Origin of the sequence: Vibrio syngnathi (assembly GCF_002119525.1) — a bacterium.
GTDB lineage: Bacteria > Pseudomonadota > Gammaproteobacteria > Enterobacterales > Vibrionaceae > Vibrio > Vibrio syngnathi.
Window position 1 is genome coordinate 205,112 of record NZ_CP017917.1, and the last position, 24,385, is coordinate 229,496.

The following is a 24,385-nucleotide window of genomic DNA, read 5'->3' on the forward strand; positions in this document are numbered from 1 at the left end:
CTTAAGCCGAGGGTCACCTAGCCAACTGACGTTGTTAGTGAACTTATGATTTGTTCACAAATATATAGAGCCAATCGCGATTATTGCGGTTGGCTATTTTTTTGCCTGTCATTTGGCTTTCTATGATCTTCTATCTGCTATTAACCCCATACTCCAAACGAAAAAAAAGCCAGCCACCATAGGTAACTAGCTTAAGTTTTTCTCGAATCAATCTCGAATCAATCTCGAATCGTTTAGTAGCCCATCAGCTGCAGTAAATTCTCCGCTGTGCTGATCGCTTCTTTACGGTTAGCAATATTAAGCTTTTGGTAAAGGTTGCGAATGTGGGTCTTGATAGTGGTACCTGCTACATCGAGTTCTTGAGCGATCTGCTCGTTACTGAATCCTGAATAGATCAAACCAAGTACCTGCCATTCACGCTGGGTGAGTGGGCTTGTGCGCACAAGTTCAGGAATGTTTGGGTGATTGACTAAGTTTTCAACAAAGTCTTCATCGAAGTGAACCGAGCGACTGCGTTGGGTGGTCGAGATATCTTTCATGATCTGTTGAGCGCGATGACGTTCTAAATCGCCCAAGCCAGGCTTGTTGCTCAACTTATCCAAGATATGTCCGATAGTCCCTCCGTCGACCAAGAAGTTACCGACCATACCGGTTTGGTTGGTCATATGAAGCGCTTCTTCAAGTAGTACGCGTGCATTGTCTTCATCGTTGAGCTGTGTGCTTAGCACGGCTTCAACGATCAAGTTTCGGTTGGTATCGGTAATCAGGTGTGAACGCTGAGCTTCACTCTTAAGGAAAGTCAGCGCTTCTTCCGCTTCTTCATACTGCTCAAGAATGATGTGAGCGCGAACGATGTTTCGCCATTGCAGTTGGCAGAAGTGATTACTTGCCAATTCTGGTCGAACAGCCACATTCAGCCAATCACGAATGGCCTCTTTATCGCCTTTTACTTGCCAGAAAAGAATCAATGAGAGAGAGGCATTCGCTGTCCAATCTACGTGGTAAGTCGATTGACGCAATAGGTGCTGAATCTGGTCGATAAACTTCGATGCTTTATCGATTTCACCACGGCTAAGCGAGATACGAGCCAACATTGAATAGCTGTGCAGGTGTTTACTTGGAGAATGGTGACCCAGAATATCCAGGCCTTTGTAACAGCACTCTTCAGCTTCATCTAATCGATTCCAACACCAAAATATTTGAGCTCTAACACGCAGTAAGAACTCATGCAGAGGCACGTATTTTAGTTGGTGCTCTTCAATCAATTTGAACGCACTGTCTTGCAGTTCGAATGCCGCTTGAACGTAACCCTGTGCAATTAAAATCTCGCTCTGTTGTAGAATCGCCCAAAGCGCTTGGTGGTAAACTTGGTATTGGCGTGCAAGTTTTTCCGTTTGCTGCATCATCGGAAGTGCACGGCTCAAGTTGCCCATTACGTGATTCACTTCACCAACAACAGATGTTGCGACAATTCGGCTACGATAAACGGTGGTGTTTAACTGACTTAGCGAAAGCTCAGCCAGTTCCAAGGCTTTTTCTGGTTCATTGCTGTTAATAGCAACTTGCGCGCGCAGAGCGTTGTATTGCCCCTGCTGCTGAGTATCGAGTTCAATGTTTCGAGCTTGATATTGAGTTTCAGCCTCTTCTAATAATGTCCCTACCTGTTCATAGCGGTGCTGACTTTGTGCAAGCCAAGCTCGTAACATGGACAGTTTAGGATCGCTGTAAAGTTGATCCGTACTCAGTTGTTTGATCGCGATCTCTAACGAGGAAAGTTCTCCTTGGTTAAACATCGGCCAACCGTGGTCTGTCAGTATTTGAATGATCAGTTCTGGGTCTTCAGCGCGCTGTGCATGGCGCAATGCTTGGTGTGGTGTGTCTTGTTTAATCCACGCCTTTGCAGCACTTCGGTGCAATTCTGCTTCTTGTTGAGGGATTCGAGCTTGACGCTCATGTGCCAAAAATTCACCAAACAGGTTATGGAAACGATACCAGTTCTTTTCTCCCTCAAGCGGGTAGATAAATAAGCCGAATCGATTTAATGACTCGATCATACCGAGCGCATCTTCACGCTGCGTTAGCGCACAAACCAGTTCGTCGTTGAAGTGGTCAAGCACTGAACACTGCATCAAAAACTGTCGAGTTTCTTGGTCTAACAGGTCGAAAACCTCTTCAACCAAATAGTCCCACAGGTGAGCTTGGTTAAAGTGGGAGAAAGACTCCGCAGACTGCGCAAGCGTACGCTTTTGATGTTGAGCTTGCAGCGCAATAAGTTGAAGTGCAGAAGGCCAACCCTCTACATAGGTACAAATGCTGTCTGCCGTTGTGTCATCAATGCCATCGGCAACACGTTGATTGAAAAAGCGTGTCGTCTCTTCGGTATCAAAAGCCAGCGAGTCATTACCTAATTCGATCATTAAGTCTCTAACGCGCAGGTTTGCTGTGCCTAGTGGTGGTGTTCCGCGGCTGGTTACAACCAACGTAAGATTGTCGGGCATGTGTTTGAGGAAAAAGCGCATTGCTTCTTGAATGTCATCATTGTTGACTAAATGGTAGTCGTCTAAAACAAGAAAACATTCGTGATGGTAGTCCGACATTTCGGCGAATACTTCGCTCAATAAAGAATGCAGCGATGAAAACTGTCGTTTCTCTGCCAGTTTTTGGGCATTGGGACAGGCGTTTTGAGTCGCTTTATTGAGTGATTGGAGTAGGTAGTTGATAAAACGGAAGGCATCGTTGTCACTATCATCGATGCTGTACCAACCCACATTCGGTTTATCTAACAGCCATTGTGCAGCCATGGTGGTCTTGCCATAGCCCGCAGGAGAACGGAACAATACAAGCTTATAGCAATCTGCGTTTTGGAGCAGATCGAGAACCCTCGGTCGTAGGATTGCATTATGTAAGCGGCCGGGACGAGTCAGTTTCGAAGGGATCCACATATCGAAGTTTTTCACCTATTCCGTGGCGTATGTTTTGGGGATTCTAAAACCGTACAGGAGTAGCCCAATCACATCTGCCTAATTACTTAAGTCTGTGCTTATGTTACGTGAATAAAAATGGCACCGACTATGATTCTCCTCAGAAACCTTGCGGTCTTGCATGTTTTTGGCTTTCTACGCCCTTGATTTGAGACTTTGCTCACGTTGCGGGTCGGTTTGTGAATGTGACTTTGTTCGGTCTTACACTGAAATTTATGCAAAAGATGATATGTGGGAAATAATTTCGTGATCTCAAACTCAGATTTGCTAATCAGTTTATTCCGGTTAAATAAAACTCACATCAATTGAAGTTAAGTTATCGAACGGGAGCTTGTGATCTTAGTCACTCCAACTTTTTGTTCGAAGTTAGAACATGAGAGTCAGATCACTAACCGTAATGGCGGTACGCCCCTACGCCCTCTCATCTACTCCTAGTTAGTGGCATTAACAGGAGGATGTTTAGTTAATGGTGACCATGCACGATATGTCACAGATGAATTAGAACTATTAAAAGCGAGATTTCTGAAATGAAACCAACTCAGCAAAAAACTTTCGACAAAGTGTCTTTCCAAGAAAGTGTTAAAAAGCATTTATCTGCAACTTACGCAACAACGATTGAAACAGCAGATAGCCGCGCATGGTACCTAGCAATGGGGCGTGCGCTAGCAGAATTGACAACATTTGATCTGCTAGAAACTGAAAATGATGAAAAAATCAAAAACGCGAAGAGCGTTAACTACCTTTCATTAGAGTTTTTGATTGGTCGTCTAACAGGTAACAACCTGATCAGCATGGGTCTGTACGAACAGATTACTCATGCAATGGAAGAGCTAGGCCAAAACCTAACTGACCTTCTAGAAGAAGAACGCGACCCATCGCTAGGTAATGGTGGTCTTGGTCGTCTTGCTGCTTGTTTTATGGATTCTTGTGCTGCACAAGAGTACCCAACAGTAGGCTACGGTCTTCACTATGAATACGGCCTATTCAAACAGTCTTTCCAAGATGGTCGCCAACAAGAAGCACCAGACGCATGGCGTGGTGTTGAAGGTTACCCATGGGAAGTCGCTCGTCCAGAACTAGCACAACACATTGGTTTTTACGGTCATGTAGAAGTTGAATTCATCGACGGTAAAGAAGTTCGTACTTGGGTTCCAGGTATGGAAGTAAAAGCAATGCCTTGGGATCTACCTATCGTAGGTTACGAGTCAAACACGGTTTACCCATTGCGTCTTTGGGAATGTCAGGCAATTGCACCATTCTCACTAGCAAGCTTTAACAACGGTGACTACTTCGAAGCGCAACACTCGCTAATCGATGCAGGTAACATCACGAAAGTTCTTTACCCGAACGACAACCATGAGAAAGGTAAGACACTGCGTTTAATGCAGCAGTACTTCCACTCAGCTGCGTCTGTTCGCGATATTCTACGCCGCCACGAAGCAGCAGGTTTCTCTCTAGAAGATCTGCCTAAGCAAGAAACGATTCAGCTGAACGATACGCACCCAACGATTGCGATTCCTGAGCTAATGCGCATCCTGATCGACGAAAAAGGTCTATCTTGGGATCAAGCCTGGGAAATCAGTGCACATACGTTCGCTTACACGAACCACACACTACTTCCAGAAGCGCTAGAGACTTGGTCTGAATCGCTGATCAACCGTCTTCTTCCACGTCACATGGAAATCATTTTTGAAATCAACCACCGCTTCATGCAAGAAGTTCGCAAGATGTGGCCTGGTGACGGTGAGAAACAAGCGAAGCTTTCTATCATCCAAGAAGGTTTCCACCGCATGGTTCGCATGGCAAACCTATGTGTGATTGGTTCTTACAAAGTAAATGGTGTAGCTGCACTTCACTCTCAACTTGTTAAGAAAGACTTGTTCCCAGAGTTCAACGAAATCTTCCCAGGTAAACTGACTAACGTAACGAACGGCATCACGCCACGTCGTTGGTTGAAGTTCTGTAACCCAGGTCTATCTAATCTAATCACAGGTAAGATTGGCTCTGAGTGGCCAGCAAAACTTGAGCAGCTAGAAGGCATCGCTAAGTTTGCAACAGACGCGAAATTCCAAAAAGAATTTATGGCTGTTAAGAAAGAAAACAAACAGCGTCTTGCTGATTGGGTTCAAGAGAACATGGGTATCGAGCTAGATACTAACGCTATCTTCGACGTTCAAATTAAGCGTCTGCACGAATACAAGCGTCAGCACCTAGATTTGCTACACATTCTGTCTCTGTACCACCGTATTCTTAACGAACCTGGTTTCGAGTGTGAGCCACGCGTATGTTTCTTCGCAGCGAAAGCAGCACCGGGTTACCACCTAGCAAAAGAAATCATCTTCGCGGTTAACAAGATTGCAGAGAAGATCAACAACGATCCTCGCATCGGTAACAAGCTTAAAGTGGTATTCATCCCTGACTACCGTGTAAGCATGGCTGAAATCATCATCCCTGCAGCAGACGTTTCTCAGCAAATCTCATTAGCTGGTAAAGAAGCATCGGGTACGGGCAACATGAAGATGGCTCTAAACGGCGCTCTAACTATCGGTACGATGGATGGTGCAAACGTTGAGATTCGTGAAGAAGTTGGTGATGAAAACATCTACATCTTCGGCCTAGAAGTTGACGGTGTTGTTGCATTGAAAGCTCAGGGTTACAACCCATATGACTACTACAATGCAGACCCACTATTGAAAGCTTCTCTAGATCTACTGACTGGCGATGAGTTCACTCCAGGTCAACCCGGTCTTCTACGTGCAACGTTTGATAGCCTACTAGACGGTGGTGACCCATACCTATGTCTTGCTGATTTCGCTTCTTACGTGAAAGCGCATGAAGACATGGGCACACAATACAAAGACCAAGCTGGTTGGGCTAAGAAAGCGATTCTTAACACGGCATTGGTTGGTAAGTTCACATCAGACCGCTCAATTCGCGACTACGTGAACAACATTTGGAAACTTGAAGCGGTTAACCGTTAATAGTTGCAAAGTAGCCAAGGCAGTTTATGCCTTGGCTCAATTAGCTTGTGAGCAAATAGACGGCTTATTCAGATAGCAATGCTTACAAACTGATTGTCACAAGCTAATTGATTAGTAAAAATTAAATAGACAACCCTACAAAAATTGAAAGCGTCAGAACGTTTTCGGAGAGAGCGATGAAAGAACAGACCGTATTAAAACAAGTCGCAGAAATGGCAAATATTGCCGATAGTTACGTTAGTGCGTGGGGCGATGAAGCACAAGTATCAGAAGAGACGATTACGTCTCTATTGGCTTCATTGGGCTACGATACAAGCAGCGATGATGCACTGCTTAAATCTGCAGAAAGAAAGCACAGAAAAGATGTACTAGACCCGGTTCTTGTCTTGCGTGACGGTGAACCAGTAGAAGTGACACTTAATTTGGGTGTGAGTGCTCGTGAAAGTGAGTTCAGCTGGCGTTTAGAAACCGAGCAAGGAGAGGTACTTGAAGGCTATCTTCAATCTCAAGTCGTTCGTGACGAGCGTGCCGAGGGTGGCCCTTTAGTGTTTGCATTGCCAAGTGATTTGGCATGGGGTTATCACAAGCTCATTGTGAGTCGTAAGCGCCGTAAGAAGCCTTACGAGATGACATTGATCATTACGCCTAAAGCGTGTTTCAAGCAGTCACCTATTGAGCAAGGCAAAAAGCTTTGGGGACCCAGTGTTCAACTGTACACACTAAGAACTCAGCACAACTGGGGTATTGGTGATTTCGGTGACCTAAAACAGCTTGTTTCGGATATCGCGTCTCGCGGTGGTGATTTTGTTGGTCTAAACCCAATTCATTCACTGTTCCCTGCGAACCCAGAAGGTGCGAGCCCATACAGCCCGTCTTCACGTCGTTGGTTGAACGTCTTATACATTGATGTGAGTTCAGTACCTGAGTTCGCATTAAGCGCGGAAGCGCAACAAACGGTAGGCAGCGCCGAGTTCCAGCAGCGTCTACAAAAAGCTCGTGAAGCGCACTGGGTGAATTACACTGAAGTGTCTGAGCTTAAGATGAGCATCTTGCCTCTGTTATTCGCAGAATTTAAGACTCGTCATCTAGATAAGAACAGCGATCGTGCACAAGCGTTCTTAGCGTTTGTTGAAGAGGGCGGTGAAAGCCTAATGCATCAAGCCGCGTTTGATGCGCTGCACGGCGAACTGCATGCTAAAGATTCAGGTATGTGGGGTTGGCCTGTATTCCCAGAGAAATACCGTACATTCGACAGCCCAGCAACACAGAAATACATCAAAGATAACCTAGATCAAGTACATCTATACATGTACCTACAATGGTTAGCCGATTGCCAAATCAACGATGCTCAGTCTCTTGCTGAAGAGAAAGGCATGGCAGTTGGCCTGTACCGTGACCTAGCGGTAGGCGTTGCGGATTCAGGCAGCGAGACTTGGGCCGACGAAGGTAACCTAGTGATGGATGCGAGCATCGGTGCTCCACCGGATATTCTTGGTCCTTTGGGGCAGAACTGGGGACTACCTCCACTAAACCCTGAAGTGCTTCAAGAGACGAGCTACGACGCTTACATCAAGCTGCTTCGTGCCAACATGAAGCACTGTGGTGCACTGCGTATTGACCACGTTTTAGGTCTATTGCGTTTATGGTGGATTCCGAAAGGTGAGAACGCGACCAAGGGCGCGTACATCTACTACCCAGTGCAAGACATGCTGTCTATTCTGGCGCTTGAATCTCACCGTTACCAATGCAGCGTTATCGGTGAAGACTTAGGTACGGTGCCGGATGAAATCGTAGACATCCTTGCAGATGCTGGCGTGCATTCTTACAAAGTATTCTTCTTCGAAACATCAGAAGATGACGGTGGTTTTATTTCTCCGAAGCACTACGCGTCACAATCGATGGCGGCACTGTGTACTCACGATATGCCAACGCTTCGCGGCTTCTGGCACTGTGATGACTTGAAAATGGGTCAAGAGATTGGTTTATACCCAGATGCACAACAGCTAGAAACTTTGTTCGATAATCGCTTGGAGTGTAAGCAAGGTATCTTAGACTCAGTGGCATGGCACGGCTTCCTACCTGAAGGTGTGGGTCGCGATGCGAGTCAAGTGCCGATGGATTCTTATCTTGCTGAAGCGCTTCAGTTGCACGTTGCGGCTGGTGGCTCAACACTCCTGAGTGTTCAGTTGGAAGATTGGCTGGAGATGGATAAGCCGGTAAACATCCCTGGTACGGTCGATGAATACCCCAACTGGCGTCGTAAACTATCAATGAACTTGGACGAAATCTTCGCTCATGAAGGCGTGAATCGTATCGCTTCTAAGCTGACTGATGTTCGAGAAAAAGCAGCTAAGTAATGGAATCGAGTGGCTTGAAAATAGGTGGTTTTTTGCTTACGCCGTACGAAACTACAACCTCGGTCACTCAATACTGAATGCTCATCTGGTAGAATAAATCGTCGTTATATTGCCCGCACTAATAGCGGGCATTTTTGTATTATGTTTTTTGGATGTTTGGTTAGGGAGAAACGTTTTGGAACTAAGTTCGATTTCAAAGCAAAAACAAATATATACCCAACTATCACAGGCTTGTTTTACTGACCCTTTTGCTTTTCTAGGGCCATACTTACCTTCTGATCAAGGTGCATTACGCGTATGGATTCCAGGGGCGGATAAAGTCGAGTTGATTGTTGGAAAGGAACCTCGTATTGAGTTAGCGCGAGAGGGTGAAAGTGGCTTCATTCTTAAGCAAGAAAGAGACTTACGTTTTACTCACTACAAGCTTGCGGTTGATTGGAATGGAGTAGAGCAGATCATCGATGATCCATACCAGTACCATGATCTGTACGCGAGTTATGAGGATCTTCATACACCTAAAGATATGTATCATCACATGGGGGCTCAGTTTATTACGCTAGAGCGTGATGGACAGACGATTTCGGGCACGCGTTTCTTGGTGTACGCACCGCATGCAACAGCGGCTAGTTTGGTGGGTAACTTCAACGCTTGGGATGGTCGTCGCCACCCAATGCAACGCTTAGATTATGGTATGTGGGGCTTATTCATTCCCGATCTGGAAGAAGGCGCTCAATACAAATTCGAATTAAAAGGACCTGATGGCGAAGGCTTACCACACAAAGCTGATCCATGGGGTTTCTACTCTGAGCAGTACCCATCATTTTCATCTGTGACTTACGATCACGCTCGCTACCAGTGGCAAGATTCTCAATGGCAGAATCGCCCGGTAACGCAAAAGCGCAAAGAAGCCCTTTCATTCTATGAATTGCACGCCGGCTCTTGGAAGCGTAATGCTGAAGGTGAATTCCTAAACTACCGTGAGCTAGCAGCAGAGCTAATTCCATATCTAACGGATCTGGGTTACACACACGTCGAGTTGATGCCGGTTTCAGAGCATCCGTTTTACGGTTCTTGGGGCTACCAGCCAATAGGCTTGTTCGCACCAACAAGTCGTTTTGGTTCTCCAGATGATTTCAAATTCTTCGTCGATCAGTGTCACCAAGCTGGTCTGGGTGTTGTTCTGGACTGGGTTCCTGCTCATTTCCCAAGTGATGATCACGGCCTAGCAAACTTCGATGGCACGCCTTTGTTCCATGATCCAGATCCTCGCCGTGGTTGGCACCAAGATTGGAACTCGTACATCTACGACTTAGGCAAAGAGCATGTTCGTCGTTTCTTGGTAGCAAACGCTCTGTACTGGTTCGAACAATTCCACATCGACGGCATTCGTGTTGATGCGGTTGCCTCGATGTTGTACCTCGATTACTCGCGTAGCCATGATCAATGGATTCCGAATGTAGACGGCGGTAATGAAAACTACGACGCTATCGCTACCCTTAAGTGGATGAACGAAGAAGTGTACAAACACTTCCCGAACGCGATGACGATTGCTGAAGAATCGACCGCTTTCCCTGGCGTTTCTGCACCGACCTTTATGGGTGGTTTAGGCTTTGGCTTTAAGTGGAACATGGGTTGGATGCACGACAGTTTGTCTTACATCCAAGAAGATCCGATCAACCGTAAATATCACCACGACACGATCACTTTCCCACTGGTTTATGCCCATAGTGAGAACTACGTATTGTCTCTGTCTCACGATGAGGTGGTTTACGGTAAAGGTTCTATCCATAACAAGATGCCAGGTGATGAATGGCAGCAAACGGCCAACTTACGTGCCTACATGGGTTACATGTATGCGCAGCCGGGTAAAAAGCTGAACTTCATGGGCGCAGAATTTGGCCAAACAGCTGAATGGAACCATGATGACCAACTGCAATGGTTCTTGTTGGAATATGAACGCCATCAAGGTGTTCAACGCTTGACGAAAGATTTGAACAATCTATACCGTTCTGAGGCAGCAATGCACGATCTTGATTTCGATCCGAAAGGTTTTGAGTGGCGTCTTCAAGATTCTGCTGAAGCAAGCATCTTAGCTCATGAACGTATCAGCGAATCTGGTGAACGAGTGTTGGTTGTTTCTAACTTTACGCCCGTTCCTCATGAGCGTTTCCGCTTAGGTGTTCCAGCCCAAGGCCAGTACTCGCTATTGCTGAATACTGACTCGGCTGATTACGCAGGCAGCGGTTTTGAAGTGAAGCAGGTTGCTGAGGTTGAATCAGTCGCGAGTGAAGGTTTAGACACGTCGATTGAGCTACGTTTACCACCACTTTCAACGGTGTTTTATAAATTAAACTAATAGTCACAAATACGAAAAAGGGAGCCTTAAGGCTCCCTTTTTTTGTTTCGTTTTTCATTCTAAGACGGCTTGAATTTCATTGAGTAGAGCATTAATCAGCACGTAATTTAAGCGTCGATTTCAATGAAACAGTCTAAAATGGATACCAGAATAACTGCGTTTCTAAAACACGTTTTGCGATCGCTAACACAACAATCAAGGCGATAACCATTAGCCAAACAAAATCGATACTTTTCAACGGTGCATAGCTATACCAGGTCCGTGACTTGTGTCGACCAAAACCTCGTAGCGTCATTGCATTTGAAATCTCGTCTGCACGGTCCAAGCTAGAAAAAATCAGTGGGCCTAGAACCTTAGCCACGTTTTTGATGCGAGTGAGTAAAGGCGCTTTCTTCGATAGTTCGACGCCACGAGCCTGTTGCGCGTGCATGATATTGATGAAGTCTTTTTTAACTTCAGGTAAATAACGTAGCGTTAAGCTGACCGCATAGGCGATTTTGTATGGAACACCAATACGGTTGAGGCTTGCTGCAAACTCGGTCGGATGCGTGGTAAAGACGAATATTAACGCTATCGGGAACATGCTCATGTATTTGAGCGTGACAGTGACTAAGTAAAACAGGGTCTCTTGGCTTAACGAGTAGCTTCCTGGCAGTGTCAGCAATAGAGTCTCGCTACCGATGAGCTCTGTACCTTGCTGTGGGGCAAGCAGGTACATGAACAAAGCATTTAGGCTCAGTACACTCACCGTTCCCAATAACAAAGGCTTATAAACGCGCACAGGCACATTGGTAAGCTTTAGCAGGAATAAACCAGTCACAATAAGCAACGCAATCAATCTCAGGTCGAACGTAGTCAAAACCACAGTCACCCAAGCGAGAAAAAGTACAAATTTAGTGATGCCGTTCAGTGCGTGTAGTGGTGATTTAGTATCAATGTAGTTGATGCCAAATTTCACTTTTGATGCATTCATAGCGAGCTTCTCTCGTTGTCGATGAAGTACTGCATAAATGCGTTGGTGTCGTCGATTTTCATCATAGTCGCAAGTTCATAAATGCTGGTGGTACAAAGGTTCGCACGTTCTAAAAGCGATGGCTGACTAAACACTTCCGTCATCGCTGCATTGGCAATCAACTTACTGTCTGCGATTACGATCGAACGTGTGGTGTATTCTAGAACCAAGTGCATGTCGTGTGAGATGATCACAACAGTAATACCTAAATCTCGGTTAAGCTTTTGGATGAATGCCAGCATGGATGTGTAGTTACGGTAGTCTTGGCCTGCTGTAGGCTCATCTAAGATGAGGAGTTCAGGCTCCAACACTAAGATAGAAGCTATCGTTACGCGTTTTTTCTGACCGTAGCTCAGAGCTTCAATGGGCCAGTGGCGGAACTTGCTTAACCCACATAGTTCAAGAACGTGCTCTACTTTTTCTGTAATCAGCTGCTCTGCAATACCGCGGTTACGAAGACCAAAAGCAATCTCATCAAAAATCATATGATGTGAGATCATATGATTCGGATTCTGCATCACTACACCGACTTTCTGGCTTCTTTCAAAGATGGAAAGTTCAGATAAGTCTTGACCATTTAGATAGGAAGAGCCTGAATCAGCATCGATCACACCCATGATGAGTTTGGTGATAGTGGATTTACCCGAACCGTTCTTGCCCAGAATCGAGACAAACTCACCCTTACCAATTTTGAAACTCACATCTTCGAGTGCATTCTTTTCGCCATCGTAAGAATAAGTTAAGCCATGAACTTCGAGTAAAGGTTGATACTGCTTTTCTGCAGCTGGGGCAGGGCGATCAGCAAACCAAGCTTGAACTGCTGGGCGGAACCTTTTGTAATCCAAAGCTTTGAGGTTTGACAGTTTATCTTCGCTTCGGAGCGGGGCTTGCGCTGCTTTAAGTGCGGATAAGTAAAGAGGCTCACGAATACCGTGAGTTTCTAGTAACTTGGACGCTAAGATGTAATCCGGAGTCATATCCGCGACGATTTCACCGCGCTCCATTAAGATCACACGATCGATATCGCGATGTAGAACATCCTCAAGACGATGCTCGATAATCACGATAGTCTTGTTGGTTTCTTTATGGAGTTGGTCGATGATCTCAATCGTTGCTTTGCCCGTTTTCGGGTCAAGGCTTGCTAAAGGCTCATCAAACAGCAAAATATCGACGTCGTCGACCAAGATTCCTGCCAACGATACTCGTTGCTTTTGACCACCTGAAAGGTCATGAGGAGAGCGCTCAAGCATATCCGCTAGGTCGACCATTTTTGCAGTCGATTTAACTAACGGGTACATATCAATGTTCGACATTAACTGGTTTTCTAATGCGAACGCGATATCTTCACCGATACTTAACCCCACAAATTGGCTGTCAGTATCTTGTAATACTGTGCCTACTTGCTCGGTATAGTCGTGCATTGAAAATTCAGAGATATTCTTACCGTTGATCTCTAAAGACCCAGATACCTCACCTTTGATTGCATGAGGTATCAGACCATTGAGACACTGACCTAGGGTAGATTTACCACTACCACTTGGCCCAATAATGACGATTTTCTCTCCTTTCTCTATCCTTAGATTGATATTTTTTAGCGTCGGTTTATCCAGCGACTCATATCTAAAAGAGAAGTTCGAAAATGCTATAGTCATTAGCGTTTATGCCTCGGTCAGGTTGCGACTTTGCTTGTTACGTTTAGCAACTGATTTTAGGATCAGGAAGCCAACAACTGCGATCAGAATCGTGTTGCCCGCAGCGATGATAGACAGTTGAGTGAAGACTTTAGTAAACGGTTCTGCGTATAGGATGGTGTCTAGGAACGCAGAGCTACCGTAACCCACAACGTTACCCACAAGGGCAAGTACCACAAACAGTGCAAAATCTTTCATTGGCAGATCGCCTTGTTGGAGGCGGTTCTTAGTTATCATTGGGAATAAGCCGATAACCATGCCGACAATACCTGAGCCTAATACCCAAGTTAACCATACCCCCCAACCTGCAAACAGATCCGTTACCCAGTGACCGATAAAGCCAACCAAGAAGCCAACGATAGGGCCAAACAAAACAGAAAACAGTGCGAGAACTGCCATTGCTGGTTTCAATGTCGTGTTAGCAAACACTGGGACACCAAACATAGGTAAACCACCAATGCCGTACAGTGCCGCGCCAATAGCAATAACGACGACTGTTTTAGCTGAAAAGTTCATAGATAACCTCGAATACTGAAAATAAAGCATAATATTCGCCATTATTAATATGCGTCTCAATGAGAACGTTTTTTGGGCAAATATAAAAAATAAGGCGCGCATTATACAGTAGAACCCTTCCATAAGGGAAGATAAGTGTCTAGATGTCTAAAATTCCACCTTAGTAGGCTGGTGCGGCGTAAAAAGTGCGACTTTACGGTTAATCAAGCAACAAAAAAGCCAGAACGAGTCTGGCTTTTTCATTCGTCTTAACAATATGTTAAGAGGGTTCGTCGTATACTGACGACCATTTAGTGGTCTAGATACGGTTAGTGGTCTAGATATAGATAGTTTTGCCAGCTCTTCATGCGAATAAGTACTTTACGCATGATAGATACGTGAGTGAAGCTGTCAGAATAAACGGCTACTTCAACGGCAGTACCCATAGGCAAATGGTACTCAGACAGGTCATCAGTGATGGTCAGCTTAACAAATACACGGCCGCTGGTACGCAGTGCGTCAGTACCTAGAAGTGTGCCTCGAGCTTGGAATTGACTCTCACCAATCGCTGGGATCACTTCATCAATGCGTCCTTTAAACACTTTTCCTGGCAGTGCTCTAAATAGAAACTCAGCTTCGTAGCCAGGTTGCAGGCGTTGTAGTGAGTTTTGTCTAAAGGCTGCGGTATAAAATTGTGCTTCAGTGTGAACAAAGGTCATCACAGGCGCTAATGGTAGTGGTACAGCCATTACACCTGGACGCAGTGCTAGTTGAGTTACGTAGCCATCGGTTGGTGCTCTTACCACCGTTTGGTCAAGGTTGAATTCAGCTTTACGCAAATCAGCAAGTAAGCCTGCTACCGCGGTATTCTCACCACCAATCTCAGAGTTAAGTGCGATCTGAGCTTGTTGCTGGTTCGCTTCGGCTACTTTTACTGCGGCTTCTGCACCCTTATAAGCTTGTCTGCGAGTATCTAATTGTTGTTCAGTGAATGCACCACTCTCAAAACCACGTTTGTAACGAGAAAACTCGCGCTGAGCTTTATCTCTTTCGGCAATGGCTTTGATTTTGGCGGCTTCTGCTTCTCCAACTTGGGACTCTAGACCTAAGGCGCCTTGGCTCGCTTCTTTTACTTTGGCTTGCAGCTTAGCCACTTCAGCTTCAAAAGGAATTGGGTCTATCTTGAAAAGGATATCGCCTTTCGTGAGAGGTTTATTCGCTTCAACCGGAACCTCGATAACTTTGCCTCGAACCCCAGAAACAATCGGTGTGGTTGAGTAAACTTGATTACCGATTTGTGTGAAAGGGTGGTTGTAGTTCATCAATAGAATCAAAGTACCGATGAGGACAACACCACCCAGAACGGCAGTGGGGACAGTCCATTTGTTTAGCGGGATGTTGAATACTTTGAAAATCGTAATACAAAGTGCCGCGTAGGTCATTATCAGCAGTAAATCCATTACTTAGTCTCCTGATCTTGAACGTTGTTTGTTTCTATCTCTGTGCTGTTTTGCTCAGTGCCCGCTTGCTTTAGCTGTGCGATTTCGTTCTGAAGTGTACTCACTTGGTCGATGAGAGTGTCGACTCGGTGATGAATATCGTGTTGTTCTTCTTCAAGCTTAGCGAAACCCCAACCACGATCTTTGCGCCACAACGTAGCCCAAATCCAAAGGAATGGCCAAATAGTGTGTAAAGTGAATAGGCTAACCCAGCCTGATACATGGATAGCATCTTGATGAGGGTGATTGCGTTCTTTCGCAATTTCATAGGGAATATCGTGAATAACGATGATGCCGTAAAAGATAACTAATGCTACGAAAATCAGTAGACCGAGTGCAAAGTAGTCTAAAAACATAACAGATCCTTGTAATGTTAGATGTTAGTTATAAATATACTACGCTATCATCCAAGTAATTGTTATCAAAATGATTTACCAATCTGCAAATAATATGTTGCCGCTGATAATGAGAACAAAACCATTGATGGGTCTTATAAAATTCAATTGAACTTGAATAGTTATTTCGGATTTCTTGTTGGTATTCTTGCTGACAAGATGACAGTTCTGATGTAAACGGCGCGCATTGCCACAATAACCACATACAACAAAGGATAAATGCGGATGTATATAGGTGAATTAGCGGCCATTGGCGCTGCGATGGTGTGGGCGTGTGCAACATGGATTTACGGGCAGTTTGGGCATCGCTTCTCTGCGATGCAGTTGAATATAGTTAAGGGTGTTGTAGCCTCCGGCATGATGCTTTTAGTCATGCCGTTAATACCGATGCCTGAATTCGAACTGAGTGCTAACCATTTTTGGATCTTGGCGATCTCGGGAGTCATTGGTATCGCAGTTGGTGACAGTGCTTATTTTGCGGCATTAAAAAGAATTGGTGCCAATAAGACCTTGTTGCTGGAATCTCTGGCTCCCCCTCTTTCTGGTGTTTTGGCATTAATGTTTCTTGGCGCGGCACTCACATTGCAGAGTTGGCTCGGTGTCGTGATAACAACATTAGCGGTGACCTTTGTGGTCTTTCAGCCGTCGAAATCGGCGAACGGTGATTCTACAGATAAAGCACAATGGAGTGGTATTGGATTTGGGCTTATGGCAAGTGTTTGTCAGGCGTCGGGCGTGGTGATTTCCCACTACGCGTTAGTTGCAGGTGATGTTCCACCTCTGTTAGGCGCTTTGATTCGCCTGACGATAGGCGTGTTTGCTGTAATGCTGATTATCCCTTTCGTTGAAAAGAAGCCGTACTCATCGATAAAAAGAGATTTATGGGCAATGACCAAGCTCGATAAACTTTGGTTATTAGGGGCAATCTTTGTCGGGACGTTTCTCGCTCTATGGCTTCAGCAAGTGGCGTTGAAAAATGCTAATCCAGCGATTGCTCAAACATTAATTGCGACTAGTCCGGTTTTTATTTTGGTGATCTATGCGCTTAAAGGGGAAAAGGTGTCAAAACAAAGTCTAATCGGGACACTTGTCGCTCTGGGGGGGATCTCTCTGTTTTTCTATCAATAGCCTATTGCTATCACTAACCTAACTAGATTGAAGGTTATTTGAGAGTAGTGCTGCACTGAATGAGAGTTAGTCTGTATTTTCTCTCATCTATATAGTTACTCTCAGATCATGCTCTATCGATTGCAACTACTCAGTACAGACCTGATTTCGACCATTAGCCTTTGCTCGGTATAGGGCTTTATCTGCACGATAGAAGGTACGCTGAGTATTTTCTCCCTCGCGATGCAAAGTGATACCGATACTCACGGTTAAACCGCGCTCGCCGAGTATTTCATGCCACCCAAATTGGAAGATACGCTCTCGATAATTTTCTGAGTGCATTTCTGCTTTTGCAAGGTCAGTATTCTCAAGGATGACGAGAAACTCTTCTCCGCCAAACCTGACACATGACGCGCCTCTAAACTTGAAGTATGAACGCAGTTCTTGAGAAACGTTGACGATCGCTTTATCGCCCACTAAGTGGCTCAGTTCATCATTGATTGACTTAAAGTGGTCGATATCGATAACCATTAATGCAAAAGGCGTTTCGTGTAGCAGTAGATCTTTCAGTTTTACATCTAACCAGCGACGGTTGTGTAACCCAGTCAGTGGATCGGTGAAAACATCTTGTTGTAGCTGAGCAACTGTATTTTTATGTTGCTCTGTTGTCTCTTTAAGCTCTTTGTTCTCTTGTTCGGAGAGAATGAGTTTAAGTTGTAATTCAAATCGAGATAGACGGCGCAGTTGGCTTGCACCAAGTTCGCTGATCGGGATCTGCTTCATCAGATCCGTTTCAATTCGGTAGCCTTTCTTCTCGTAGCTCAGCGCTTCTTGAAAACGCCCTTGATTCATACACACATCACTTAGGGAATCATAGAAGCGCTTCGCAAGCACTGGTGACGAGCCGGGCTTCACACGTTTGTGGGTGCTCGACAAGATCATACTTGCATAGTCTTGCTTTCCGGTCGCACTCAAGCAATGTGCTAACTCTAGACGAGTCATGGTCGCGAGCCAACTTGCTTGAGTACTGTTGGCTGGATATTGAATTTTTGACAGACAACGAAGCGCTTCATGGTGCTTTTTCTTAGCACGGAGCACTTTTGCTTGATACAACAGTATCTGAGCTGTGAGTAGCTTATCACTCACTAAAATGCTCAGTTCTTCGCATTCGTTCAGTAAGTCGCTGGCCGCCGTTATTCGGTTGAGCAGTAGCAGACTTGCTACCATATAAAGCTTGAATTTCAGACGAAGTGATCGACTGCTTATCGCGTGATCTATGCTATTGATTTTTTGGTAGTAGCGAAGAGCTCTGCTGTGGTCTCCGTAAGCGTCACACAGGTTCCCCATACCTAAGATAGCCATTACATATTCATCGATATGTCCGTGCTCAACGGCGATTGTCGATGAGCTGACGAATTCATTCAGTGCCGACGTGTAATCACCAATTTCAACCAAGCGATTACTTAAGCTGGTCTTTACAGTAAGAATATCTTCTATATCTGTAGGAAGGTGGAGTAGGTCGAGTGCCAGTTTTAATTCATCAATACTGGTTTGATTTTGTTGTAACTCGGCGCGGTACTCAGAGCTGATGATGTAACAGTGTGCTTGTTCTGTTTGTGTCGTCGAAACGTGTTGGCGAATATGATTCCAGAATATGATCGCCTCTTCACCCGATACCGATGAAGGATCTAGACCTGCATCTGTAATCTTGCTTAATAGGGTTTCCATCATTCTGTTACCTCAGCATCGTCTTCTTCTAGTTGTTCAAGAGTGAACGGGAACGTCAAAATATCGTTGAGGCTGACGGTCGGTCTCGAACCTTTTAATCCTTTTCTGTGCCATGGATAGATATCTAGCATGGTGGTCAGAGTTTTGAAGATCTGGTCAGCAGCTTCGTCTTTTTCGGAAAGCATAAGAGCCACACGTTCCGAACTTAGCCTTGCAATGAAGTCGTTCTGATTACACAAGGTATGTGCTATCTCGGTACAGACATCTAAGTAATCGGTATCGATGTGATGGAACATGATGATGCAGTGGTTAGAGCGTTTAAGCTCCGTCTTAAATAGTACCAGTTTTTCCCACCAGAAGGTTTCGGAAACGACATAAGAGAGGTGCTTTTCCGGGTCGTGTTCGTGTTGACCTCGAATGCGGTTAATTAGCTTACGAGCTCTTTGTTCAAGCTGGCGTTTTGAACTGCGCGCTTTGTCTAAACCGACACGATTTGTTTGTTCTTTAAGCATGCCGGTAGAATATTGACGGTACTTCTTAAAAGCGATCAATGCGGCTTCAAAATCTTGATTTTCTTCTGCGACTAAAGACTGTTGATAACAAATTTGGCTAAGCAGTTCGCCATTATCGAATTCGTTTGCTGACTCTTCTGCGAGCCTTAGCAACTCGGCGGCTTGTTCTGGTCTCTTTCTTAAGAGCTCCAGTCTAGCTCTGCTGATGTAGGAATGCGCTTTCATCCATACCAGGTTGTGCTCTACTGCTAGCTTGTGCGCTTTGGCTGTGGCCCGTTCTGCATCATCTAAACGTTCAAGGCCAAGTAGGGCAAGGCCTCGAAAATCCCATACTTCAGCGTGCCAAGTATTATCTTTATATTCTTTTAGTGCTTCTTCTGCACCGTCGAGCACCGACAGCATTTCAACATAGTTGTTGAGCAGGTAGTAATCCCATGCGAGAAGTATTCTTGCTTTGCCTTCTAACCAACCAATGCGGCTGTTATTCGCCACTTTTACAGCGAGCTGGTGGGTAGAGCGTGCAAGTTTATATTCGTGAGTCATTCGCCAAATGTTGCCAAGGCCAATGAGGCATTCAATTTGAATCTCCACTTCATCAACCAGTGCAGATTGTTCTAATGCATTGATCCAGAACTGCTGGGCGGAGTAATACTTGGCTTGTCCCCAGAATTGGAGTGCGTGTAAGTGGAGAATTTCAGGGAGAAAATGATCGGTATCTAATCGGCTTTGGCGCTTGTAGGCTTCCTTGATGTATTTTAAACCTTTCTGGTAATCCATAAGGTTCCAACAACATCTTGCCATTAACATTAATGACTGGATAGCGCCCTCTTCAAACAGAACTTGCTCTGATCTGACTAGGCATTGTTGTGCAATCTCTAGGATCACCAATGGCTCAGAATCAACGCGAGTTTTGAGTTGTTCTAGTTCGGTTTCAAGAAGGTACTGATTTTTGTCCAAGGCTTAGATCCATAATTATCGAACATATTGATAACACAATCATTATAGGAGTGTGATTGAGGATAAGCATCAATTATCTCTCGCTGAGCATAAAGGGGACACGTATCTTTTCCAATTTTGGGTGTTATCTCATGCTTTTGCTTTTAAATCAACGAGTTCTAGAGTGCACCTCTAGATGTACACCCCTATGAAAGCAATTGCTTAAGGGTTAATGGCTGCTCTGTCACACCTAAGCGTTGTGCTGCCGTCAACCCTTCCTTATCTTGGTAGCACAGATTGTGCCAAGATCTAAATATGTCGAGTAATGGAAGAATGCCCCCAGGGCGAAGTTTACGTCTTGGCTCATTGATGAAGCTGTCGAATAACAACTGAAAACGTTGTTGATAGAACTTTGTTTGCTGAATTGAGGCTGTATTAAACCACTGTTTTGGTTCTGGATTATTACCCGTTAGGTAGCAGATACCTTTTTGGTTGTCACCTTGACTCGCGATAGCCCAACGATCGCGCCACCAACTCATATGAACGATGTCGATCTTTTCAAAATTTTGGTCATCTTGCCAACCTGAGTCTTCCTCTACATACATAAGGTCAACATTTTGACTCTGAATGCGTGGCAAGCAAACGCTTAGAGCGGCAGATCTTAGTAATGGATCTTGTGGCATATAGATCGTGACATGCTTTTTCTCATCACACATATCAAGCACATGTAGGAAGTGAGCATAGGAAGTATAAGGCGGTCGAATTAGCGCGCCCTTCGAAGGGTAACTGAATGTCGTAAGGTTCCCCATTGGATCCTCTACATTGCCTCTCGCAAGAATTACTTGATATTGCTGCTCAATGCGCTCTTTCAGTTTGTCAGACGGTTGAGGAAGTTCGAGATTTGCTTCTGAAGAATGCTCTTTAGACACAAAGCGTGCAACGTCATCGTAAGGATTGTGATCAGCACTTCCAGATGGTTCTTCATTTTGAGAGTAATTGACGTGTTGGCAAAGGATGTAGCCAGAGTGTGCCTCGCCAGTCGCTATCCATACCACACCATTGTTGCTTTTCGGTTGCAGGCGTTGGTAGTGAGAAGCGAATTCGTAATCTTTAGCATGGTTGACCCAACGAGCATCGATCATCGCCAACTTGCGACGACAGCGACTGGCGATATGGTCAACATGATCATAGAAAGTTTTTGGATTGATCTCTAATTTTCTACAAATTTCACGTACTGAATACCCCATGAACAATAAGCCCATGAGGTTCTCTTGAAACTGAAGTTTTTTGTTGGATCCTGACCACTTATCAACGAAGGTTGATTGGCAGTCTTTACATCTGTAACGCTGCCTATCGCCACTGTAGCCGAAGGCATGATAAAGATGTTTGTGGGTATGAACCGATAAGCCAAAGTTATCGCAATCATCATTACGACAAGCAGGGAGCCCGTCGCTGTGAAGTTGTCTTAGGCGATGAAGTTCGCTTAACACTTCACTATTGTTAAGTAAGGGGGGGAAAGCTCCACATTCACGACAAACCATCGCTGGACGCTTAGGGTTTGCGTGTTGCAAAACATACCGTTTTGCATCGCTCAAGCCAAAGTTGTCACACGCCAATGTTTTACAAAAGTTGAGTTGCAAACCATCCGCATCTTTTGGCAGCTTGTCGTTAGACACGATCTCCCCCTCGGGATTATTTGAGCAGCCAAGTGAGCTTGGCTGCGGGGTAACGCTTTTCAATGTATCTTATCAATTCGTTAGATGTTGATTGCAGTCTCTAGAGCAACTTTCATCATGTCGTTGAACGATTTTTGACGATCTTCAGAGCTTAGTTTCTCACCACGGATGATGTGGTCAGATACTGTTAGGATAGTTAGGGCTTTAGCACCAAGATCCGCAGCAACACCGTAGATACCAGCTGCTTCCATATCAACACCAAGGATGCCTAGCTTTTCCATTTTTTCGAAAAGGTCAGCTTCTGGAGTGTAGAAAAGGTCTGCAGAGAATACGTTACCAACTTTAACTGGAACTTCTTGTGCACGTGCTTGGTTTACGGCTTCTTCTAGAAGACCGAAATCAGCGATTGCCGCGAAGTCATGGTTGTTGAAACGAATGCGGTTTACTTTTGAGTCAGTCGATGCACCCATACCGATAACAACGTCCATTAGTTTAACGTCATCACGTACCGCACCACAGCTACCTACGCGAATAACGTTCTTTACGCCGTACTCAGCAATTAGCTCATGTACATAGATGCAGCACGATGGAATACCCATACCGTGGCCCATTACAGAAACTTTCTTACCTTTGTAAGTGCCTGTGTAACCAAACATGTTGCGAACGTCACAAACTTGCTTCACGTCATCAAGGAATGTTTCTGCAATGTATTTTGCGCGAAGCGGGTCGCCTGGCATAAGTACAGTTTCTGCGAAATCACCAGCTTGAGCATTAATATGAGGTGTAGCCATGGTCGTTCTCCAAAGTTTTAACGGTAATTATAGGAACAGGATTTTATTAATTACCGATTCTGTTGAATTGAATTCGTTTTGTTGAGGCAATATTAGCGAGTTAAAACGAGGCTCCGTGAGATGTTTGTCACAAATTTGCTCTACCTTTAAAGTATTATTCATATAGATAACCAAATATGTTGAAAGTTTAGAGGCAATCGATTTTGTGTGGTTAAATTACGCTATGTCCAGACGAAAAACGACAAATAAAGGCCTGTTGCATATCAGCTTGGAGCAACAATACGTTGTCGCGACGTTTGATCAGCGATAATCTAAACTTTGATAAAAAGACAAACCAAGGAATTGTATGTCGTATTGCGCTAACTCGACGCCTTTGCACTCAATGAGAACACAGATACGTAAGGTAGCTTTACCTCTAGTGAGGGTCACCATGCTTGTGGCAGCGATGGCTTCGTCGTGTGTGTCTGCGGCGACCTTTGTACTGCCTCCGGCTGAAAGCCGTATCGTCGGCAGAATACAACAACACGAAGTGGCTGCTGGCGAAACGTTGGCTATCATTGCTAAGCAATACGATATTGGTTTTCTCTCTTTAATGGCGGCAAACAAAGGCGTTGATCCTTTTCTTCCTGCTGAAGGTTATGTGTTAAGTATCCCTAGCCGTTTGATTCTGCCGGATACGCCGAGAAAAGGCATTGTGATTAACCTTGCCGAGTTAAGGTTGTACTTCTTTGAACCTGAGAAAAATCAGGTGCACGTATTTCCTGTTGGCATCGGTCGAGTGGGGCGGGATACCCCAGAGATGATCACTAAGATAAGCCAAAAAAGACCCAATCCGACTTGGACGCCTCCAAACTCAATTCGTAAAGAGTATCTAGAGAAAGGGATTGAGCTACCAAAAGTGGTTCCTGCTGGGCCGGAAAACCCTCTGGGCGAGTATGCATTACGACTTGCTTATGGTGCAGGTGATTATCTGATACACGGTACCAATAAAGACTTTGGGATAGGCTTGCGAGTCAGCTCCGGCTGTATTCGTATGGAACCTAAAGATATTGAGTGGCTTTTTGAACAGGTTAGTCGTGGTGAGCAAGTCACAATAATCGATGAGCCTATCAAAGTGTCTTTAGAGCCAGATAGGAGCGTGTTTGTTGAAGCTCACGAACCATTGACGCGAAGCGACGGCTCTAAGAAATTATTGCAAATCCCCGTTGAATTAAAATGGTGGCTTGAAGATGCGGATCTACCAAGTTCAAAAGCGAAAGCGGTGATATTTGCTCAAAATGGCGTGCCTGTTGAGATAGCACCACCTGTGATTGAGTTCTAATTTGATTGCCTCTTCTGTAATAAGGGGCGTTTATTTTTGTCTACTTGAATTGATACCTTCTACTCGAATTAATGCCTTCTATTCGAACTAGTAACGCCCAAAAAAAAGCACCACATCCGTTAAGAGGTGGTGCTGTCTATTTACTGCATTTTACGACTGATTTAATCTACAGCTTCATCGCACTGAGCTCTCAAACTATTTAGTGTAAGACTCTGCGATGTTGTCGATACGGTCGTTAGCACGATCCGCTTCTTCTTTTGCTGCCATAGCGGCTGCAGCTGCTTCTTGAGCTTTCATTTCAGCTGCCGCTTTATCGCCTTTAAGTGCTTCAACTTCACTGGTTAGCTCAGCAACTTGGTTAGTCAATTGATCCATTTGTGACATTGCAGCTTCTTCTGGCTCAGAAGAACAACCAGCTAAAATGAAAACTGAGGCTGCAGCTGCGATTAATGTCTTATTCATAAGAACTCCTTGCTTATTTATCATCAAAAGATGCGCTATACATTCTTTATCATATAGTCGCTTCATTAATGATTGTAGCGACTAA

16 protein-coding genes are annotated in these 24,385 nt (G+C 44.9%); 5 read left to right on the plus strand and 11 right to left on the minus strand.

What is annotated here, in order from left to right:
• Window positions 1-233: 233 nt before the first annotated feature.
• Window positions 234-2,942 (minus strand): HTH-type transcriptional regulator MalT, encoded by a 2,709-nt coding sequence (malT, locus tag K08M4_RS15870; RefSeq protein ID WP_086050575.1) that lies wholly within the window; start codon window positions 2,940-2,942, stop codon window positions 234-236.
• Window positions 2,943-3,508: 566 nt separating this feature from the next.
• On the opposite strand from malT, the gene K08M4_RS15875 reads away from it, so the two are divergent.
• The 3 genes from K08M4_RS15875 (at window position 3,509) to glgB (ending at window position 10,675) form a co-directional block, all read left to right on the plus strand.
• Window positions 3,509-5,962, plus strand: coding sequence for a glycogen/starch/alpha-glucan phosphorylase (locus tag K08M4_RS15875; protein WP_086050576.1), 2,454 nt, complete (start codon window positions 3,509-3,511; stop codon window positions 5,960-5,962).
• 176 nt (window positions 5,963-6,138) lie between these two features.
• On the plus strand, window positions 6,139-8,319 hold the full coding sequence (malQ, locus tag K08M4_RS15880) for a 4-alpha-glucanotransferase (protein WP_086050577.1): 2,181 nt from the start codon (window positions 6,139-6,141) through the stop codon (window positions 8,317-8,319).
• Window positions 8,320-8,494: 175 nt separating this feature from the next.
• Window positions 8,495-10,675: a 1,4-alpha-glucan branching protein GlgB gene (gene glgB, locus K08M4_RS15885; protein ID WP_086050578.1), complete on the plus strand. Its 2,181-nt coding sequence runs from the start codon at window positions 8,495-8,497 to the stop codon at window positions 10,673-10,675.
• Window positions 10,676-10,808: 133 nt separating this feature from the next.
• On the opposite strand, the gene K08M4_RS15890 is transcribed toward glgB, so the two are convergent.
• The 5 genes from K08M4_RS15890 to K08M4_RS15910 form a co-directional block, all read right to left on the minus strand.
• Complete coding sequence (locus K08M4_RS15890; protein WP_086050579.1) at window positions 10,809-11,648, minus strand: energy-coupling factor transporter transmembrane component T family protein; 840 nt, start codon at window positions 11,646-11,648, stop codon at window positions 10,809-10,811.
• Window positions 11,645-13,339 carry an ABC transporter ATP-binding protein gene (locus tag K08M4_RS15895; protein ID WP_086050580.1) on the minus strand — a complete coding sequence of 565 codons (1,695 nt, stop codon included), beginning with the start codon at window positions 13,337-13,339 and terminating at the stop codon, window positions 11,645-11,647. Before K08M4_RS15895 ends, K08M4_RS15890 begins: the two co-directional genes overlap by 4 nt.
• Window positions 13,340-13,345: 6 nt before the next feature.
• Window positions 13,346-13,894 carry an ECF-type riboflavin transporter substrate-binding protein gene (locus tag K08M4_RS15900; protein ID WP_086050581.1) on the minus strand — a complete coding sequence of 183 codons (549 nt, stop codon included), beginning with the start codon at window positions 13,892-13,894 and terminating at the stop codon, window positions 13,346-13,348.
• A 308-nt stretch (window positions 13,895-14,202) separates the two neighbouring features.
• Window positions 14,203-15,333 (minus strand): HlyD family secretion protein, encoded by a 1,131-nt coding sequence (locus tag K08M4_RS15905; RefSeq protein WP_086050582.1) that lies wholly within the window; start codon window positions 15,331-15,333, stop codon window positions 14,203-14,205.
• Window positions 15,333-15,728 (minus strand): DUF3302 domain-containing protein, encoded by a 396-nt coding sequence (locus K08M4_RS15910; RefSeq protein ID WP_086050583.1) that lies wholly within the window; start codon window positions 15,726-15,728, stop codon window positions 15,333-15,335. Before K08M4_RS15910 ends, K08M4_RS15905 begins: the two co-directional genes overlap by 1 nt.
• Window positions 15,729-15,992: 264 nt before the next feature.
• On the opposite strand from K08M4_RS15910, the gene K08M4_RS15915 reads away from it, so the two are divergent.
• Window positions 15,993-16,895, plus strand: coding sequence for a DMT family transporter (locus tag K08M4_RS15915; RefSeq protein WP_086050584.1), 903 nt, complete (start codon window positions 15,993-15,995; stop codon window positions 16,893-16,895).
• A gap of 126 nt (window positions 16,896-17,021) precedes the next feature.
• Here K08M4_RS15915 and K08M4_RS15920 read toward each other — a convergent pair whose 3' ends face one another.
• From K08M4_RS15920 to deoD, 4 genes are all read right to left on the minus strand, one after another.
• The gene (locus K08M4_RS15920) at window positions 17,022-18,602 is read right to left on the minus strand and encodes a GGDEF domain-containing protein (RefSeq protein ID WP_086051490.1); all 1,581 of its coding nucleotides are present in this window, start codon (window positions 18,600-18,602) and stop codon (window positions 17,022-17,024) included.
• On the minus strand, window positions 18,602-20,071 hold the full coding sequence (locus tag K08M4_RS15925) for a hypothetical protein (protein WP_086050585.1): 1,470 nt from the start codon (window positions 20,069-20,071) through the stop codon (window positions 18,602-18,604). The genes K08M4_RS15920 and K08M4_RS15925 overlap by 1 nt, the downstream gene beginning before the upstream one ends.
• 185 nt (window positions 20,072-20,256) lie before the next feature.
• Window positions 20,257-21,726: a lactate dehydrogenase gene (locus K08M4_RS15930; RefSeq protein WP_086050586.1), complete on the minus strand. Its 1,470-nt coding sequence runs from the start codon at window positions 21,724-21,726 to the stop codon at window positions 20,257-20,259.
• 80 nt (window positions 21,727-21,806) lie between these two features.
• Window positions 21,807-22,517, minus strand: coding sequence for a purine-nucleoside phosphorylase (gene deoD / locus K08M4_RS15935; protein WP_004732072.1), 711 nt, complete (start codon window positions 22,515-22,517; stop codon window positions 21,807-21,809).
• Between the two features lie 346 nt (window positions 22,518-22,863).
• Between deoD and K08M4_RS15940 the strand changes: the two genes are divergently transcribed.
• Window positions 22,864-23,838, plus strand: coding sequence for a L,D-transpeptidase family protein (locus K08M4_RS15940; RefSeq protein WP_086050587.1), 975 nt, complete (start codon window positions 22,864-22,866; stop codon window positions 23,836-23,838).
• A 195-nt stretch (window positions 23,839-24,033) separates the two neighbouring features.
• On the opposite strand, the gene K08M4_RS15945 is transcribed toward K08M4_RS15940, so the two are convergent.
• Window positions 24,034-24,300 carry an Lpp/OprI family alanine-zipper lipoprotein gene (locus K08M4_RS15945; protein ID WP_009845829.1) on the minus strand — a complete coding sequence of 89 codons (267 nt, stop codon included), beginning with the start codon at window positions 24,298-24,300 and terminating at the stop codon, window positions 24,034-24,036.
• Between the last annotated feature and the right edge of the window lie 85 nt (window positions 24,301-24,385).

Excerpts from the sequence above, each read along its gene's own strand:
- malT (WP_086050575.1), bottom strand. The coding sequence starts at position 2,942 with ATGTGGATCCCTTCGAAACTGACTCGTCCCGGCCGCTTACATAATGCA.
- K08M4_RS15875 (WP_086050576.1), top strand. The coding sequence starts at position 3,509 with ATGAAACCAACTCAGCAAAAAACTTTCGACAAAGTGTCTTTCCAAGAA.
- malQ (WP_086050577.1), top strand. The coding sequence starts at position 6,139 with ATGAAAGAACAGACCGTATTAAAACAAGTCGCAGAAATGGCAAATATT.
- K08M4_RS15890 (WP_086050579.1), bottom strand. The coding sequence starts at position 11,648 with ATGAATGCATCAAAAGTGAAATTTGGCATCAACTACATTGATACTAAA.
- K08M4_RS15895 (WP_086050580.1), bottom strand. The coding sequence starts at position 13,339 with ATGACTATAGCATTTTCGAACTTCTCTTTTAGATATGAGTCGCTGGAT.
- K08M4_RS15900 (WP_086050581.1), bottom strand. The coding sequence starts at position 13,894 with ATGAACTTTTCAGCTAAAACAGTCGTCGTTATTGCTATTGGCGCGGCA.
- K08M4_RS15905 (WP_086050582.1), bottom strand. The coding sequence starts at position 15,333 with ATGGATTTACTGCTGATAATGACCTACGCGGCACTTTGTATTACGATT.
- K08M4_RS15910 (WP_086050583.1), bottom strand. The coding sequence starts at position 15,728 with ATGTTTTTAGACTACTTTGCACTCGGTCTACTGATTTTCGTAGCATTA.
- K08M4_RS15915 (WP_086050584.1), top strand. The coding sequence starts at position 15,993 with ATGTATATAGGTGAATTAGCGGCCATTGGCGCTGCGATGGTGTGGGCG.
- K08M4_RS15920 (WP_086051490.1), bottom strand. The coding sequence starts at position 18,602 with ATGGAAACCCTATTAAGCAAGATTACAGATGCAGGTCTAGATCCTTCA.
- deoD (WP_004732072.1), bottom strand. The coding sequence starts at position 22,517 with ATGGCTACACCTCATATTAATGCTCAAGCTGGTGATTTCGCAGAAACT.
- K08M4_RS15940 (WP_086050587.1), top strand. The coding sequence starts at position 22,864 with ATGTCGTATTGCGCTAACTCGACGCCTTTGCACTCAATGAGAACACAG.
- K08M4_RS15945 (WP_009845829.1), bottom strand. The coding sequence starts at position 24,300 with ATGAATAAGACATTAATCGCAGCTGCAGCCTCAGTTTTCATTTTAGCT.